Source organism: Mesorhizobium sp. C277A (assembly GCF_040324395.1).
Taxonomy (GTDB): Bacteria; Pseudomonadota; Alphaproteobacteria; order Rhizobiales; family Rhizobiaceae; genus Mesorhizobium.
The window spans coordinates 3700400-3714977 of record NZ_JAMYVW010000002.1 but is presented as its reverse complement, the minus strand read 5'-3'; the positions used below and the strand labels follow the sequence as shown (position 1 = coordinate 3714977).

General features: G+C 58.1%; 12 protein-coding genes and 1 pseudogene. 4 read left to right on the top strand and 9 right to left on the bottom strand.

From position 1 onward, the window contains the following. Nucleotides 1–31 precede the first annotated feature (31 nt). Both NKK52_RS18390 and NKK52_RS18385 read right to left on the bottom strand, forming a co-directional pair. Nucleotides 32–271, bottom strand: coding sequence for a conjugal transfer protein TraD (locus NKK52_RS18390; protein ID WP_023683413.1), 240 nt, complete (start codon nt 269–271; stop codon nt 32–34). A 1-nt stretch (nt 272) separates the two neighbouring features. Then, nucleotides 273–599 carry a conjugal transfer protein TraD gene (locus NKK52_RS18385; protein ID WP_023823357.1) on the bottom strand — a complete coding sequence of 109 codons (327 nt, stop codon included), beginning with the start codon at nt 597–599 and terminating at the stop codon, nt 273–275. A 172-nt stretch (nt 600–771) separates the two neighbouring features. Here NKK52_RS18385 and traA point away from each other — a divergent pair, with 172 nt between their 5' ends. The 3 genes from traA to NKK52_RS18370 all read left to right on the top strand — a co-directional run bounded on the left by traA (nt 772) and on the right by NKK52_RS18370 (nt 5198). Further along, nucleotides 772–3819, top strand: a complete 3048-nt coding sequence (gene traA / locus NKK52_RS18380; protein ID WP_023683411.1) for a Ti-type conjugative transfer relaxase TraA — start codon at nt 772–774, stop codon at nt 3817–3819. Nucleotides 3820–3947: 128 nt separating this feature from the next. Continuing rightward, nucleotides 3948–4163, top strand: a complete 216-nt coding sequence (locus NKK52_RS18375) for a helix-turn-helix transcriptional regulator (RefSeq protein ID WP_032885734.1) — start codon at nt 3948–3950, stop codon at nt 4161–4163. 84 nt (nt 4164–4247) lie between these two features. Next, entirely contained in the window at nt 4248–5198 is a 951-nt protein-coding gene (locus tag NKK52_RS18370; protein WP_280800227.1) for an IS630 family transposase, read from the top strand. Nucleotides 5199–5371: 173 nt separating this feature from the next. Here the strand turns inward: NKK52_RS18370 and NKK52_RS18365 are convergent, their stop codons facing one another. The 6 genes from NKK52_RS18365 to NKK52_RS18340 all read right to left on the bottom strand — a co-directional run bounded on the left by NKK52_RS18365 (nt 5372) and on the right by NKK52_RS18340 (nt 12900). Then, complete coding sequence (locus NKK52_RS18365) at nt 5372–6400, bottom strand: hypothetical protein (RefSeq protein WP_156939266.1); 1029 nt, start codon at nt 6398–6400, stop codon at nt 5372–5374. 112 nt (nt 6401–6512) lie between these two features. Further along, nucleotides 6513–7721: a hypothetical protein gene (locus NKK52_RS18360; RefSeq protein ID WP_023683408.1), complete on the bottom strand. Its 1209-nt coding sequence runs from the start codon at nt 7719–7721 to the stop codon at nt 6513–6515. Next, nucleotides 7714–8721: a nucleoid-associated protein gene (locus NKK52_RS18355; protein WP_031199201.1), complete on the bottom strand. Its 1008-nt coding sequence runs from the start codon at nt 8719–8721 to the stop codon at nt 7714–7716. The genes NKK52_RS18360 and NKK52_RS18355 overlap by 8 nt, the downstream gene beginning before the upstream one ends. 579 nt (nt 8722–9300) lie before the next feature. Further along, on the bottom strand, nt 9301–10446 hold the full coding sequence (locus tag NKK52_RS18350) for a C40 family peptidase (RefSeq protein ID WP_196813573.1): 1146 nt from the start codon (nt 10444–10446) through the stop codon (nt 9301–9303). Nucleotides 10447–11401: 955 nt separating this feature from the next. Continuing rightward, nucleotides 11402–11800 carry a hypothetical protein gene (locus NKK52_RS18345; protein WP_156939265.1) on the bottom strand — a complete coding sequence of 133 codons (399 nt, stop codon included), beginning with the start codon at nt 11798–11800 and terminating at the stop codon, nt 11402–11404. A gap of 425 nt (nt 11801–12225) precedes the next feature. Then, nucleotides 12226–12900: a hypothetical protein gene (locus tag NKK52_RS18340; protein ID WP_023683402.1), complete on the bottom strand. Its 675-nt coding sequence runs from the start codon at nt 12898–12900 to the stop codon at nt 12226–12228. A 251-nt stretch (nt 12901–13151) separates the two neighbouring features. Between NKK52_RS18340 and NKK52_RS18335 the strand changes: the two are divergent. Continuing rightward, nucleotides 13152–14001, top strand: a pseudogene (locus NKK52_RS18335) (transposase family protein); the annotation flags it as partial. Between the two features lie 100 nt (nt 14002–14101). On the opposite strand, the gene NKK52_RS18330 reads toward NKK52_RS18335, so the two are convergent. Next, the gene (locus tag NKK52_RS18330) at nt 14102–14512 is read right to left on the bottom strand and encodes a hypothetical protein (protein WP_155923208.1); all 411 of its coding nucleotides are present in this window, start codon (nt 14510–14512) and stop codon (nt 14102–14104) included. Between the last annotated feature and the right edge of the window lie 66 nt (nt 14513–14578).

The window sequence follows — 14578 nt, the reverse complement described above, 5'->3', positions numbered from 1 at the left end:
TCTTGTTGCTCCTCCTGGCTCGGTCTCGCTACTAATCCTTTCGCTCCTCGTGCCGTTCCCCATCGAACGCTTGCCTTCCTCTCGCTAGCCATAGGTTCCGAGCATGCTCGCCTTCATGGCTCTGCAGCTTGGCGGCGATCCAGAGCAGCGCGCCGTAGATGATAGCGCGATCATCGGCAATCAGATCAACAATGCCTGCCTTCACGACGAGACCCCCGAGTTCGATCAGATGTCGGGTGCGTTTGCGGTGCTCGATTTGCCATGTGCGCATGTCATTGCGAGCCAGAGCCGCTTGCCGGCGATTGTGTGTTGCCCAGTTGCGCTGCAGCGCTGCGAGGGTTGCGCTTAGGTGTCGGAGCAGTTCGCCGGGACCCGTTGTCGAAAAACATTACCCCACGCTTGGCCCATGCCTCACGCTTTGCGGCGTCCTCCGTCTCAGTGATTGCGACCAACGCGCCGGCCAGTTCTTCGGTGCTGAGCTGATCGGCGCCGGTGGCGATCACCAGTTCGCCTAGCTGCTGCACCTTTCGCGTCTTGAGTTCTCGCGCCTTGTCTTCCAGTGCCTTCAGTTCGGCGTCAAAATCCCGTGGTTTACGCATGGCTATCTCCATCGGTTGTCGATGTGGCGATGATAGGGGAGCGTCTGCCGGAAGGCTTCAGGGTTGCCGAGACAGCCCGGGACGGGCTGGTCCATCCCGAGATTTTTTCGAGGGAGGGCGCGCTTATACGTCGTGCCGACGTGCGCTTTGACGTGCAAATGATCCTGTCGCGATGGCGATCTATCATCTTCACGTCAAGGTCATTGGCCGCAAGGCAGGCTCAAGCGCTGTCGCGTCAGCCGCCTACCGCTCGGCCTCGCGGTTACGCGACGAGAGGATCGAGCGCAGCCATGATTTTTCGGCCAAGCGCGGTGTCGTTCATTCCGAGGTCATGCTGCCGGAGAACGCACCGGCGACCTGGAGCGACCGCGAACGACTGTGGAACGATGTCGAGGCGTTCGAGGGGCGCAAGGATGCCCAACTTGCCCGCGAGGTGGAGTTTGCCCTGCCGCGCGAACTGAACCAGGCGCAAGGCATCGAACTGGCGCGTGACTTCGTGCAAGCCGAGTTTGTCTGCCAAGGGATGGTCGCCGATCTCAATGTGCATTGGGACAGGGCGGAGGATGGCAGTCCCAAGCCGCATGCTCATGTCATGCTCACCATGCGGTCCGCAGACGAGAACGGTTTTGGTGCCAAGGTTCGAGACTGGAACCGCACCGAACTGGTCGAGCGCTGGCGCGAGCGATGGGCGGAGCTGGCCAATGAGCGCCTGGCCGAACTCGACATCGACGCCCGCATCGATCATCGCAGTCTGGAAGCGCAGGGCATTGCTCTGGAGCCGCAGACCCAGATTGGTGCGCCGGCGCAACGCATCGAGGGCAGTGGCCTTGCTGCTGGCAACATTCAAGCAGATCGCGCCGAACTGCATCGCGAGATCGCGCGCAACAATGGTGTGCGGATCATTGCGGAACCGTCCGTGGCTCTGGATGCCATCACCCATCAGCAATCGACCTTCACCGTCAAGGACATCGCGAAGTTCTCGCATCGGCACAGCGATGGAGTGGAGCAGTTCAACGCGGTCATGGCAGCCATCAGCAGCGCCCCTGATCTGGTCGAGCTCGGCAAGGACGGACGCGGCGAAGACCGCTTCACCACCCGGCAGATGATCGAGACCGAACAGCGCCTTCACCACGCGGCGGAACGCATGGCTGGGGAGGGGCGTCACGCGGCCAGTGACGTACATCGCCGGGCAGCGCTGGCGCTGGCTGCGCAACGCGGGCTTATCCTTTCGGGCGAGCAGACCGATGCGCTTGCGCATATCACCGACGGCCGAAGTCTTGGTGTCATCGTCGGCTTTGCCGGAACCGGAAAGAGCGCCATGCTGGGCGTTGCGCGCCAGGCATGGGCAGCGGCGGGCTATGAAGTCCGAGGCGCGGCACTTTCCGGCATTGCAGCCGAGAATCTCGACAGCGGTTCAGGCATCTCGTCGCGCACCATTGCCAGCATGGAACACAGCTGGGGACAGGGCAGGGATCTGCTCACTGCGCGTGATGTCCTGGTGATCGATGAAGCAGGCATGGTCGGCACGCGCCAGTTGGAGCGCGTGCTTTCCCATGCGGCGGACGTTGGCGCGAAAGTCGTCCTCGTCGGCGATCCGCAGCAGTTGCAGGCAATCGAAGCCGGCGCTGCATTCCGTTCCATTCACGAGCGACATGGCGGTGTCGAAATCGGCCGGGTGCGTCGGCAGCGCGAGGACTGGCAGCGTGATGCCACGCGTGATCTGGCAACTGGCAGGATCGGTGCCGCGATCAGCGCCTACGACGCGCAAGGCATGGTGCATCAGGCTGCAACGCGCGACGAAGCGCGAGGTGTACTCGTCGAGCGCTGGGATCGCGACAGGCAGGCGCATCCAGATGCGCGCCGGATCATCCTTACCCACACAAACGACGAAGTGCGCGCCCTAAACCAGGCAGCGCGCGAGCGACTGCGCGCTGCTGGAGAACTCGGCGGCGAGGTTCACGTGAAGGTGGAACGCGGTGCAAGGGCCTTTGCCAGCGGCGACCGTGTCATGTTCTTGCGCAACGAGCGCGGGCTCGGCGTCAAAAACGGCACGCTGGGAATCGTGGAGGAGCTCAACACACAGAGCATGACGATTCGCGTCGACGATGGGAGGTCGGTGCGGTTCGACCTGAAAGACTACGCGCACATTGACCACGGTTATGCCGCGACCATTCACAAGGCGCAGGGCATGACCGTCGACCGAACCCATGTCCTGGCAACGCCAGGCATGGATGCACATGGCAGCTACGTCGCACTGTCCCGGCATCGAGACAGGATGGACCTGCATTATGGCGGCGACGACTTCAGTACGCGGGAGCGGCTGGACCGAACGCTGTCACGCGACCGCGCCAAGGACATGGCGTCGGATTACGAGCAGGTCAACCCAGCGCAACACTATGCCGAGCGGCGCGGCATCACGTTCCGCGAGCGCGTGGTGGAGATCGTGCGCCGGATCGTTCCGGAGAAGCTGCGCGACAGGATCGGCGGACTACTGGACGGGTTGCGCTCGCCCGGAGACGGCGAGCCCAGCCAGGAACGTGGACCTGGGCCGGCAAGGGAAAGTGTCGGGGCGCGGATCGGAGATGCGGGGCCCATGCCCGGCGGAGGAAATCTCGCCACAGGCGTGCCGCGCGACACGAACGTGCCGGCGGATGCGGAAGCGGCATTGCGCAGCGCTCGCACGAAGGCGCTTGTTCGTCACGCGCGCGCTATCGACGCGATCCTCAGTACTGGAAATGCTGACGGGCAGGGCAGTCCCGAGCAGATGCGCGAACTAAAAGAAGCCCGCGGCGCTTTCGAGAAGGTTCGGCCGTATGGCTGGCGCGATGCCGAAGCGGCTTATGTGAAAAATCCCGAACTTGTCCGCGATGCGGCGGCCGGCCGCGTCAGCCGCATCGTGCTTGCTCTCCAGCTTGAAACGGAAATCCGCACCGGGAGGGACATAGATCCCGGCCGCCGCGCGGACCGCTTCGTGGAACGTTGGCAAAGGCTCGAACGGACGGGACGGGAGCAGTATCAGGCCGGCGACATGTCCGGCTACAAGTCAACGCGCTCGGCCATGTCCGATATGGCCAAGAGCCTTGAACGCGATCCACAGCTTGAATCCCTGCTTGCCAATCATAAGAAGGCGCTTGGCATCCAAGTCGAATCCGGCCGCCGCCTGGGTGTGGAACTCGCGTTCAACCACGGCATTGGCAGCGGGCGTGGCATAGGAATCTAAACCCTCCGATTTGCCGCCGTTCCCACGCCCCAGATCGACGCGATGACAAATCTGATTGCGCGGCGACCTTGGGTTGTCCTGTCTGGTTCCAGCAGGTGCCAAATGCTCTCAGCGAAAGGCAAGGCAGCATGCCTGAACTGGATCGTATCATTCGCCTTAAGACCGTCCTCGCGCGGACCGGCTTGTCCCGCTCGACGATGTACCGAAAAATCGGCGAAGGCACGTTCCCGGCCCAGGTCAAGATCAGCTTAAACGGTGCGGGATGGAGGGAGTCGGACATCAATCGGTGGGTCGCTGATCCTGTCTCATGGCACACCTGTGCATCACGAAAAAACAGCGACTAGAGCATTTCCTCCTTTGAGAGAATCGTAGGATTCCCAAAGAAGGGTGTTTGTAATTCAAGATGCTGGCTGGATGGAGGCCAGCATCTGATGACGCGAGCCCTTTCAAACGATCTTCGTGAGCGTGTTGTTGAAGCAGTTGGAGCGGGTGAGAACTGCCGTGCGGTGGCATCGCGCTTTGGTGTTGCAGTTTCCTCTGTGGTGAAGTGGTCGCAGCGTTACCGTGCCACCGGCTCGGTGGCGCCGGGCAAGATGGGCGGACACCGCAAGAGGGTGCTGGAGCCGCATCGAGCTTTCATTGTGGATCGGATCAATCAGACCTCTGATCTGACGCTGCATCGGCTGAAGGAGGAGTTGGATGCGCGCGGGGTCAAGGTCTCGCACAATACGGTCTGGATGTTCCTGCGCCGCGAGGGTCTAAGCTTCAAAAAAACGCTGTTCGCCCTTGAGCAGGCGCGCGCTGATATTGCCCGCAGGCGCTGGCGATGGCGATCCTGGCAGACCGGCCTCGATCCGAAATGCTTGGTCTTCATCGACGAGACCTGGATCAAGACCAACATGGCTCCGCTGCGAGGTTGGGGGCCGAAGGGCAAGCGGCTGCGCGGCTTGGCTCCGCACGGCCACTGGCGCACGCTGACCTTTCTGGGCGCGTTGCGCTGGGATCGGCTCACAGCACCTTGCGTCTTCGACGGCCCGATCAACGGCCAGTGCTTCCGCGCTTATGTCGAGCAGCAGCTCGTCACCGTGCTGAAACCCGGCGATATCGTCGTCATGGATAATCTCGGAAGTCATAAGTCGGCGGTCATCAGGCAGATGATCAAGGCTGCCGGCGCCAGGCTCTGGTACCTGCCGCCCTATTCCCCGGACCTCAATCCGATCGAGCAGGCCTTCGCCAAGATCAAACACTGGATGCGCCAAGCTCAGAAGCGCACCGTCGAGGACACTTGGCGCCACATCGGCCACCTGGTCGAAACCATCGAGGCAGCCGAATGCAAGAACTACTTCGAAAACGCCGGTTACGCTTCCGTCAAAACCTGAAACGCTCTAGCGGCGGTGGAGTGGCACGTTGCACCCATCGTTGAACAGTCCTCTCTGAAGTAAGTTCAACGACTGGGAAGGGGCCGGAAGCGGGCAGGCAAATTACTCGCGCCGCCAGCGAATAACGGACGTTCAACTTGCTCATAATAGCCAGAGAGTTCTGTATTCCGCAGCTACATGCAGATAATGTCGCGCAATGGGGTTTCAAACGTATCGGGAGTGCCTATTAGGACGAAGCCATCGGGGCTATAGCTACGATCCTCGATCTTCGACGCGGTGACTCCGTCGCTCGCTGGCAGGTTAGACAGCAGCCCAAGAAACCTCTTGAAGCTCTCCTCGTCGTCCACGTCCCGAAGTTGCTTAATGACCGCCTTGTGGATGCCAAACTTCCAACCCGGCATGAACTCGACGCCGACGTAATCTCTATCGATATCGACGCGATTCGCCTCAAAAAGAGGATCCAGCACCGTTGCGTAGGCTCGGGTGATTAACCGGGGCCAAGCGACTTCATAGTTGAATTGGACGGTCGACGGTGGGTCGGTCACCTGACCCTGCAAGCCAGCCTGATCAAAAGCGAAGACACAGGCCGAGCGTGTTTTGGGTGCGATGCCGTTGAGAGTCTGGATGGCGCATACTTGGCGCAGTGCTTTGTTTCTTGCTGCGTTGATGACGCTTTGTGGCACGCCGTACATCGCAAAGCCGGCCCGCCCCTTGCTCTCGAGGACATGAATGTCGTCGGGGCCGCGGAAAGCGAAGAAGTCGGGCTCCGTTTTCGCCGCCGGTTTTGTAGAGTGTCGGAAGTACTTCGGCATCGACTTAGGATAGGGCGCGGAGCTCGACATGCGGGTGAAAGTGCCAGCGTGTTGTTCTACTGGCACCACCACGGCGGCGCCCAAATGGCGTTGGGCAAACCATCTTGTCAGCGCCTCCGCCAGCTTGAACGCGTCCGCTTTCTGGTTAGAGGCCGTTTGCGACTTGAAGCCATGGGTCGGTTTCAACTGGGCATCAAGAAGGCTGAACATTGTCACAACACCTCGCAGTGACCACCAAAACGCGCCGGTCAGTTGATGCGGTCGATGGCAAGGACCGAGGGCGATCAGCGACAACGCCAATTCCATGCGGTTAGTGGCTATAGAGGTCAACTTATTGACCGCTGAATAGCGCGCCGGAAATCCTGTACACTGCAGACTCTTGTGGGCCAACGTCCCCTCCCTGTACCGGCACCCGGCTCGAAACGCCCAAGATTTGGATGGTTAAAATATCGCGGCGGTTGGCCATTGGTGGCCCGCAGCAGTCTTATGGTCATTCTGATGGTTATACGGTGCGTATCCCAGCATGGACGAGACACCCCCACCCATCCAGCTTCGTCGCGATACTATACCCCTGCCATGTGAACCAGGCCCCGGCGAGCGCAACAAGGGATATCACGATCAGCACGACGCGATGCCAGCGGATTCGTCCCTCGATGGCATCGAAAGCGTCCGTGAACATATCGCGGATTTCACTGAAATCCGAATTGAGCTTGGTACGCTGGCCCTTGATTTCCCGGTCGATGGCACCAAGCGTTAGCCACTGATTTGCGCACGAGGCGATCAGCAGGGCAACGAAAAGGCAAGCTCCGCCAAGAATGGCGATGTTCGCAATGGCCACGGGACCGCAGGTGTTCGTAGCTTTCATCTGGGTTGCCACAACGACGGCGGAGACGGGTAGACCCAACAACTGCCCCTGAATGTCGGTGAAGGTCTTGTGTACCCGGTTGACATAGTCGGCTTGATTCTTCTCGATCTCGCTGCGGATCTTCGAATACGAAAAACTCGACGCAAAAAGTTTGTATCCTTCGTCGACACGCTTCTTAAGTTCGTCCGCATTCTGCAGCAGATAGACGAAGCGCCTCGCCGCTGGTTGGCTAGCCACGAGAGTTGTGACCGCTTCGCCGAGAATGCCGAGCCTTTGCTCTCGGTGGATATCGCCTTCCAGTGTGGCCGCCAGCGCCTCGATCTGTTTGGCTTCGACGAGCCGAAAATCGCTGGCGTCGTAGCGGACCGGCACCTCTACGCGGCCGTCCCCAAAATAGACTAGCTTCGCATGTTGGACGTCGGTGAAGAGCGCGGCTCCACTTAGAGTGGCGACAAACTTTAGGATCGCCCTGTATCTGGCGAGCGCGTCTGAAGCCGGTACGAGGCCCGAGTGTGAGCGGTCGGATTTTATAAAGAAGGTGGATGACTCCTCCACTCGACGTTCCGGGGCTCTGAGCAATCCGTCCCACGTCTCGACGAGCAAGCCGAGACTATACTTTGGGTAACCTATTCGAGCAGGGATGACGCTGTCCAGCTTGACCTGGTCGGGGGCGATCAGAGGTGTGATGTCGGCTGCTTCTGCTGCCTTTTCCGAGATTTCAATGAGCCCGAGCGTCTCCAAGATACTTTGGTTGGCAACGGTGATGTGCCCGTTGTCGCCGGCGTCCCAAACGGAGTTGAGATAGACTTCCAGCAGATCCGGCCAGGTGATCGTCGCCTTAGCCACCTTCGATCTCCTCGGTCAGTTCCTGCCTGATGTGGTCTGGCACCTCCAGCAGGGTGATGCTGTTTTCGACGGGATCAAAACGCACCTTGCCCTCGTGCAGTGCTTTGCGCTCAAACTCAACCGCCCAGTTGGGAGTCTTCACTTTGAACTCGACCAGCCCTCTGAGAGCGCGACGGTCCGCGACGAAGCCGTCATTGAGGCCGCGATCGGGGTCCGCGAGTAATTCGATGAGAGCCTCAGGGTCGTCAGGGTGAAGTTCGTTTGCGAGGGTGGTGAAGTTGATCGGCTTATCGGCCTTTGCATCGCGTGTGCAGATGTTCATCGCGCGAGCCATGAACTCGGCCCGTTCGGCAGGCTCCATCGGCTGGGTGTCGGCGAATTGCTTGAGCGCCTGAACCATGTGGGTGGTCTCGACCCTGGCCAGCACCGTGGTCTCGCAGCCCAAGAATTGCTTGAAATACTCTGAAACGGCCCCTTTTCCCTTTAGGAAGCTGAGGTAGCGCTCCTCGTTCGCCGCCCAGCCCGTGAGGTTGACGCGGCCGGCGAAGCGATATCCGTCTACGTCGAGATGTTTCACGTCTTCTAAGTTGGCGTTCTCCGTAAGCGCGGCGCTGATCTTGTCGTTGACGATCGCCACCAAGACGTATTGGATTTCGTCACGGTTGAAATGCGCGAAGAAGACGTGCCCGCCCTCGGAAGCCGGACGCCCACCGGCTTCTTTGGCGAGCGTGTCCATAAGCGCCAACGTCGTCTCTTCGAAAGTTGACCCCCCGTCGACGTATTCTCCAAGTCGGAGCGATGTAGGGAAATTAGCGGTATCCATCGAGAAACGGCCGTAGGCCTTTGACGGCCGCCTCGCATACAGCCGATGCAGGTCATCGATCAGTCGCCTAGCTGTATTCCCCACAGCGAGCGCCCCGTTACCGGGGTGGACTTGATAGGCGCCAGCGTCGGTCTTCTCTAGATGATGGATTGCCACTGAAACAATGTTGTCGGCCAACTCGCCCCCCTTTTTGGTCGATTCCTTTTTGCCGAATAAAACCAAAAATAATCGCTCATCGCTACGAAAAGTTTTACTGCACCGCTCAGGTGTAGCGCGAATTTCATCGATCTATGGGATTTATCGGGTCAGTATCACTCTAGGAATGTTCATGAACAGGCTCCAGGCTCAACCGTGTGATACGGCTCTACCAAGACAAACAAAGGGACGCCAAGGTCAGCTCGGCGCAGGGGGACTCCTGCGTATCTGCCTGCGATCTCAGCTCATGGCGATCGGCACCGGTTATCTCAACGTCCGACATGAGGCGCATTGCAGCCCGGCAGCGTTGGGGCCGTCAGCGGAATGGCAGGTCCGGAGCGTAGGAGGCCGGAAACCTGCCGTTCGGGCGGCGTTCAATACGCGCCGTTTATGCGCCATTCCTCACCACCGCCAACAGCGGATTCACCTGCGAGGATTGGGCTCTCCGCAACGGCAAAAAGCAACAGAAGGAATCGCAATTTTGCGATGCGCGTTGGCTGAGCTGGCGCATTCTATATGGATATGTCAAACTCGACACCGAAAACATTGAATGAGTTGGCACTATTTATTCTCGTACTTACTTAGTTCTGCTTTGAGATCCTTGATCGTCCCCTCAATCAAAGAAAGCGCATTTTCGAGCGCTGTCCCGAAGTTTTCCAGATGCCGGTCCCATACTCCTAGGATTTCAAGCGGGATCTTTTCTCGCAGCTCCTTTCCCGCCGCGCGTTCCCCTTCCACATCACCGAGGCGTATTTCCCACTTTTGCTTGAGGAATTCGTGGTTCGCTATCGTTGCCTTAAGAACGTCCAGTGGCAATACCGAATAGGCGACCCCGTCTATAGTCCCGGGTTCGTGACCCTTGATGTTGGACGTGTGCGCTAATGTTAGTGCAGCGAAGCCACTCTTCTCGAGCTGCTCGCTGACCTTACCGTCAACGGACATCTGCCGCTCAGCATCTTCGTCCAACATGATAATTTGCAGAACGTCGTCCAGGGTCGTCGGCTTCGCCAACCCGAAGTTCGCCATCAGTTTCTGGATATCAGTCAGGATATGTTTTCGGGCGCTCGTGTAGCGTTGGAATGGCGACTCGCGACCATGGCCATCGAGAACGTCGACGCGCGTGTCCCAAGCAGGAAGATCAACGATTGTCATGTGGGACACATTTTCCAGATAGGCGGATTTAAGAAGGTCGCCCGGATGAATTTCATGTGGCTTGAGGCCTGGACACAATGCGAGTCCGGCGTCGTCATAGGATTGTGAGACCAGATATGAGCAAAAAAAGCCCTTCTCTCTCGCTGGTAGCCATAATCCAGTCCACGCCCCCAATCTGCGTAACCTCTTGAAGGCCGACATTACCGCGCCCGGCGTCCAGTAATCGAGCTCACGGTATTTCTCAACGGCTATCGATGCCTTGGCAGCAAAGGATTCCGATTGGTCCGTGGTTCTCAATCGATAGACCGCTACGTTCGATTTCGATGCTATGCCGAACCGGAAGTAATTGAAATTGCTCACCCCGTAATCGGCTGCTTCCAGGAAATTCAATTCCCCTTTGTAAATCGCCGCGTGACTGAATGGGCTGCCTGTGGCTGTCCGGATGGCTTTTGATTCGTGTCCATCCGGATCGGTGCAAAACAGGATGTCACCGGGTATGAGGTTAGCCAGCTTGAATTTGCTTACAGCTTTGTCGTCACCGGTCGACTTTGTCATGTCACGCCTACCCATCCGTACCCATACTGTGTCAGAAGATTGGCTGCCTCCAACGCTATGACTAGTTTCTTAGACACAGCCAATTGCTGTACGAGATGTTTGTCTCAAGCTGCACCAGCAATGAGCCCAAATCGCTCCTAATCAGCTCGAAGAAGCGCTCGGCCGGCATTTTCGCATCTAAGGTGACCGCGTCGTAATCCAAATTGATCTCGCCAAAACTATCGTCCTGCAACGTTGGGCGCGAATGACCCCTGCTTCTGGTAGTGGCGTCGTCCGGATCACATCGCCCCAGTGCCAGGGATAATCACCGGACGTGACATCTGGAGGCGAGACGCAGGATGCGCTTACAGCGGTCGGCACAAGGGCTAAGACAACTCCAGCGAGCAGTGCCAGGCGCTTCAGTGCCATGCTCGATCCTTTTGGCAAATGCCTCCGTTCATTCGAACGCGTTGGACTGTATGAAATACTTTCATTGGCGATCACCACTCTGGGTGGTCTTACTCCCGTCAACACTCGTAGTGGTACCAAGTCGGCTACCTTCCTCGCCGAATTCGATCGTCCTCCGGTACCTCGAGATTGTCAAAGAATACCTGATCGACCGTCGCTTCCTAAGTGTCTCGTGGACAAAGGTGGACTTGCGTTTGGCCGGTTGCTTTTCAGAAGCAGTCACGGGCGACCGGACGGGATAGCGGATGCGAGTGTGCGCTGATCGGGCTGCTCTTGCCGGCCGAACCGGGCGCGGTTGCCGGCCGGGGGGCGACAACCGCGCCCGGTTCGACCCGCGTTTCCAGCATCGCCCCGAACGCGCCGGTCTCTGGTCGAGCGGTCTTTTCGTAGCGGGACGCAATGCCTTCACGTTGGTTGGCGCGCTGGGTTAACCGCCTAGTAAATTCCTATGATGTTGTCGTTGGCGTCAAGTTTCAAGAGTACCGCACTGCCAGTACGCCATGCATCTTCAATCTGGTAATACACGTCGATTTGATCTCCCTTGAGCGGTCGACATTTGTCGCCAATTGCGAATACAAATTCCCATTTTTTCATTAACCAGCGCAGTGGGAAAGAATGGAATCACCGCCTGCTCTGGAGCATCGCTGTACTCGCCCTTACAGACCTCGTCTCGCATATCCTGAATATGCACCTGTTTAAGGTGATCTCTATCTAAATCGAGAGAGATCGGCCATTTTTCGTTTTTGCGCCCAAGCAGCAAAGATGACTGAAGCAAGATCATTACAATTCGGCTGTCGGTCCAAACTTCTAAGACGTCCCCTTCCAACTCAAGCCGAAGATCCCACCTGATCTCCTGCGTGTTATTTCCTCTCCCTTTAACTTGGTAACTGTCAAGACGCTTATCCATCTCGTTCCTCCCGGGGGTGTTTGGTCTACAATAAGGTCATACCACACTTGCCACCTCACTGCGCTGTCGATCTAAGGGCAGCGGGATAAGTGTCTTCGCCAATTGGCGAGGGCAAGAAGTGGAATTAACAAACGAGGGCGGGACTGTATTGACGGTATCGCCCTTCCGACTAAAGGTCCCAACGAGCGCTTCGAGCAAGTTTGCACCAATGCGGATCCAGACCGACCAACTTCCTTCATAGGCGGGCGCAGTTCGGCTGGAGGCGAAAGGCAGCAGGTTCGAAAAGCTTCCAAGCAACCACTACCTGTTCCAGTTGCCGGAAGCAGCATGGAGGCGGCCTTAGTATAAAAATAATCAATCTGTTACAAATTTAGACAGCATTTTGCGGTGTGATTGCTGAGCCAAGGCTCGCGAAATGGTAGTCGCTACCGTGACTTGAAAGCTATTTCTGGATCGGTGGCGACGCAGGCAGCGCGACCATACCTCTCGAACAACCTGACCACGCCGTCGAAACGGTAGGTTCGGATGAAACGCCAAAGGGCGCGCCGGCGCACATCGTCAAAGTGCGCCAGCGTGTCTTCTTTCAGAGGAACTTCGCCCATTAGCTGCAGCCAATAAAAGAAGAGCCTTTCGAAATCATCTTTGTCGATCACTCCTTTTGCGATCAGATTGTCGATTCTTTCTAGGCGCCCAAGAAAGGCGTCGATCAAATCTCTTATCCTGCGCTCGCTTATGGTGAAAAGGTCGGATTTCTCCGCACCCGGGTTGGAAGTCAGACTGACTATGCCGTCGGCATGATTGCGGAGGGCGAAAGCGAATAGCGTCGGATTTACGAAAAGAGGAGCAGTGCCTGACGTCCCGGTGTCGGGCACCTCGCAATAATCAATCATGCTCATTGCTGATTGAACAGCGGTGTCGTTGTGAAACATCTCTATTTCGTTGGCTGCGGTGACGGCGTTTGTTCGCGCGCGTTCGGCGCGCTGATCCCGGCTGTTCTGCCAATATTGAAACACGGCCCACCCAGCACCGGCGAGAGTTGCCACAAGCCCGAGTGCGGTCCCAACTTCGGTGAGCGAGGTCGCCCAGTCGATGCCAGCCATATTTGCCCCTTGCCGCAGTTCGCAACAACTCCGATTTCCTGGCATGCTGCCGTACGATACAGAAACCGTCAACAAACTCCTGCGGACCGACTTGACTAAGCCGCATCTTGTTTTGGAACTCCAGTGAAGAGGCGCGCCCAAAGAATGTCGGCATCGCTGTTTGCGTGTCCTTGATTTGGACCTCTGCGGCCCGCCACGAGGCGAAAGCACCACCTTTTGTGGTTCTTTTTGCTCAGCAGCCTCAGCGTTGTGAGGCCAAGCTCATCCACGGGGCGCGCGAACGGCTGGTCCGGCTGGCCACGAAGACAAGTCTCAATTTGCGCCATGTGCAGTCGGCAAGCTGGCGCTGATCGAGCACCAGCGTTATGCACGCGCCAGAAGAGTTCAAGCGGGCCAACAAGGCGCTGCGCAGGCTCAAAACCTATCTCGGCCGGACCATTCGCGACATCGCTCGCCAGGTCGCCGGCGATGCGGAACCGGACGCGCTGTTCAAATGGCCGCTCTACCAGGCCGCCACCGTTCTCGAATACCGTCAGCGCCAGCGCGGCCGCAAAATCTACAGGCTGCACACCCCCAAGGTGAAATGCATCGGCAAGGGCAGGCGCATATGCCCTACGAGTTCGGAGTGAAGGTGTCGGTGGCCACCAAGCTGAAGCGCTCCAAGGACGGCCAGTTCGCCCTGCATGCAAAAGCACTGCCCGGCAATCCCTATGACGGCCACACGCTGGCAAGCGTCATCCCCGACATGGAAAAGACCATCGGCAACCAGATCGGCCGCATCCTCGCCGACGCTGGCAATCGCGGCCACAACGCACCGCAAAGCCACAAGTCAGGGTCTTCACCAGCGGCCAGAAACGCCGCGTCACTCCGGCCATCAAACGCCAGATGCGGCGGCGGTCGGCGATCGAGCCCGTGATCAGCCACATCAAGGCCGAGCCACCGCAGGGCCGCAACTTCCTCGCCGGCCAGCAGGGCGACGCCGTCACCGCCATCCTGGCCGCCGCCGGCTACAACTTCTCCCTCCTGCTCAGGTGGCTGAAGGGTTTTTTGTCGCTCTTGATCGCTCTGCTTCAACTCCGGCCCAAGCCGGTCGCCGCTTAGAGACGGGATTGTTCACGGTCGGCCAAATATTCTACCGCCAAAACCGCCCTGCTCATTTTGCAGAAAGCACGCCTGCAGGTTTCACAGTTGACGGTGTTTATCAAATCGCGGTTCGTGCAATCGCCGCCACAGACACGGCTACACCGTTGGCCCTATCAGGAAGAAAATAGAGCTTAAGAGTGTCAAAGATTGCTGATTTTGCCAAGCCATCTGTATTAACGTTGACAGTTAGATTTGCTGACTTCCCGGTTGCGAACGTCAGGATAGTTTGAAATTGGCTCGCCTGGAGTTCGGCTCCCGCCTTTAGAATGTCATCGTAGTAAAGAACAGACCCGACAGCTACGCTGCCAACTGTAACCTGTCCGGCGAAGACTGAGCCTTCAGCAAAGAATGAAAAGGCCGCTCCCAAAAAAGGATAGGGTCCGTTTACGTTATCGACAACTAGACATCGTAGCGTGCTCGGATGCGCAGGCATCCCCTTCGACAGAACCCAGTCGATCTTGTTAGTCACGACGGATGGTCGCGTCCTTCGGTCCCACTGGCCAGCGATCCGAAACGATTGCATCCCAAATCTCCT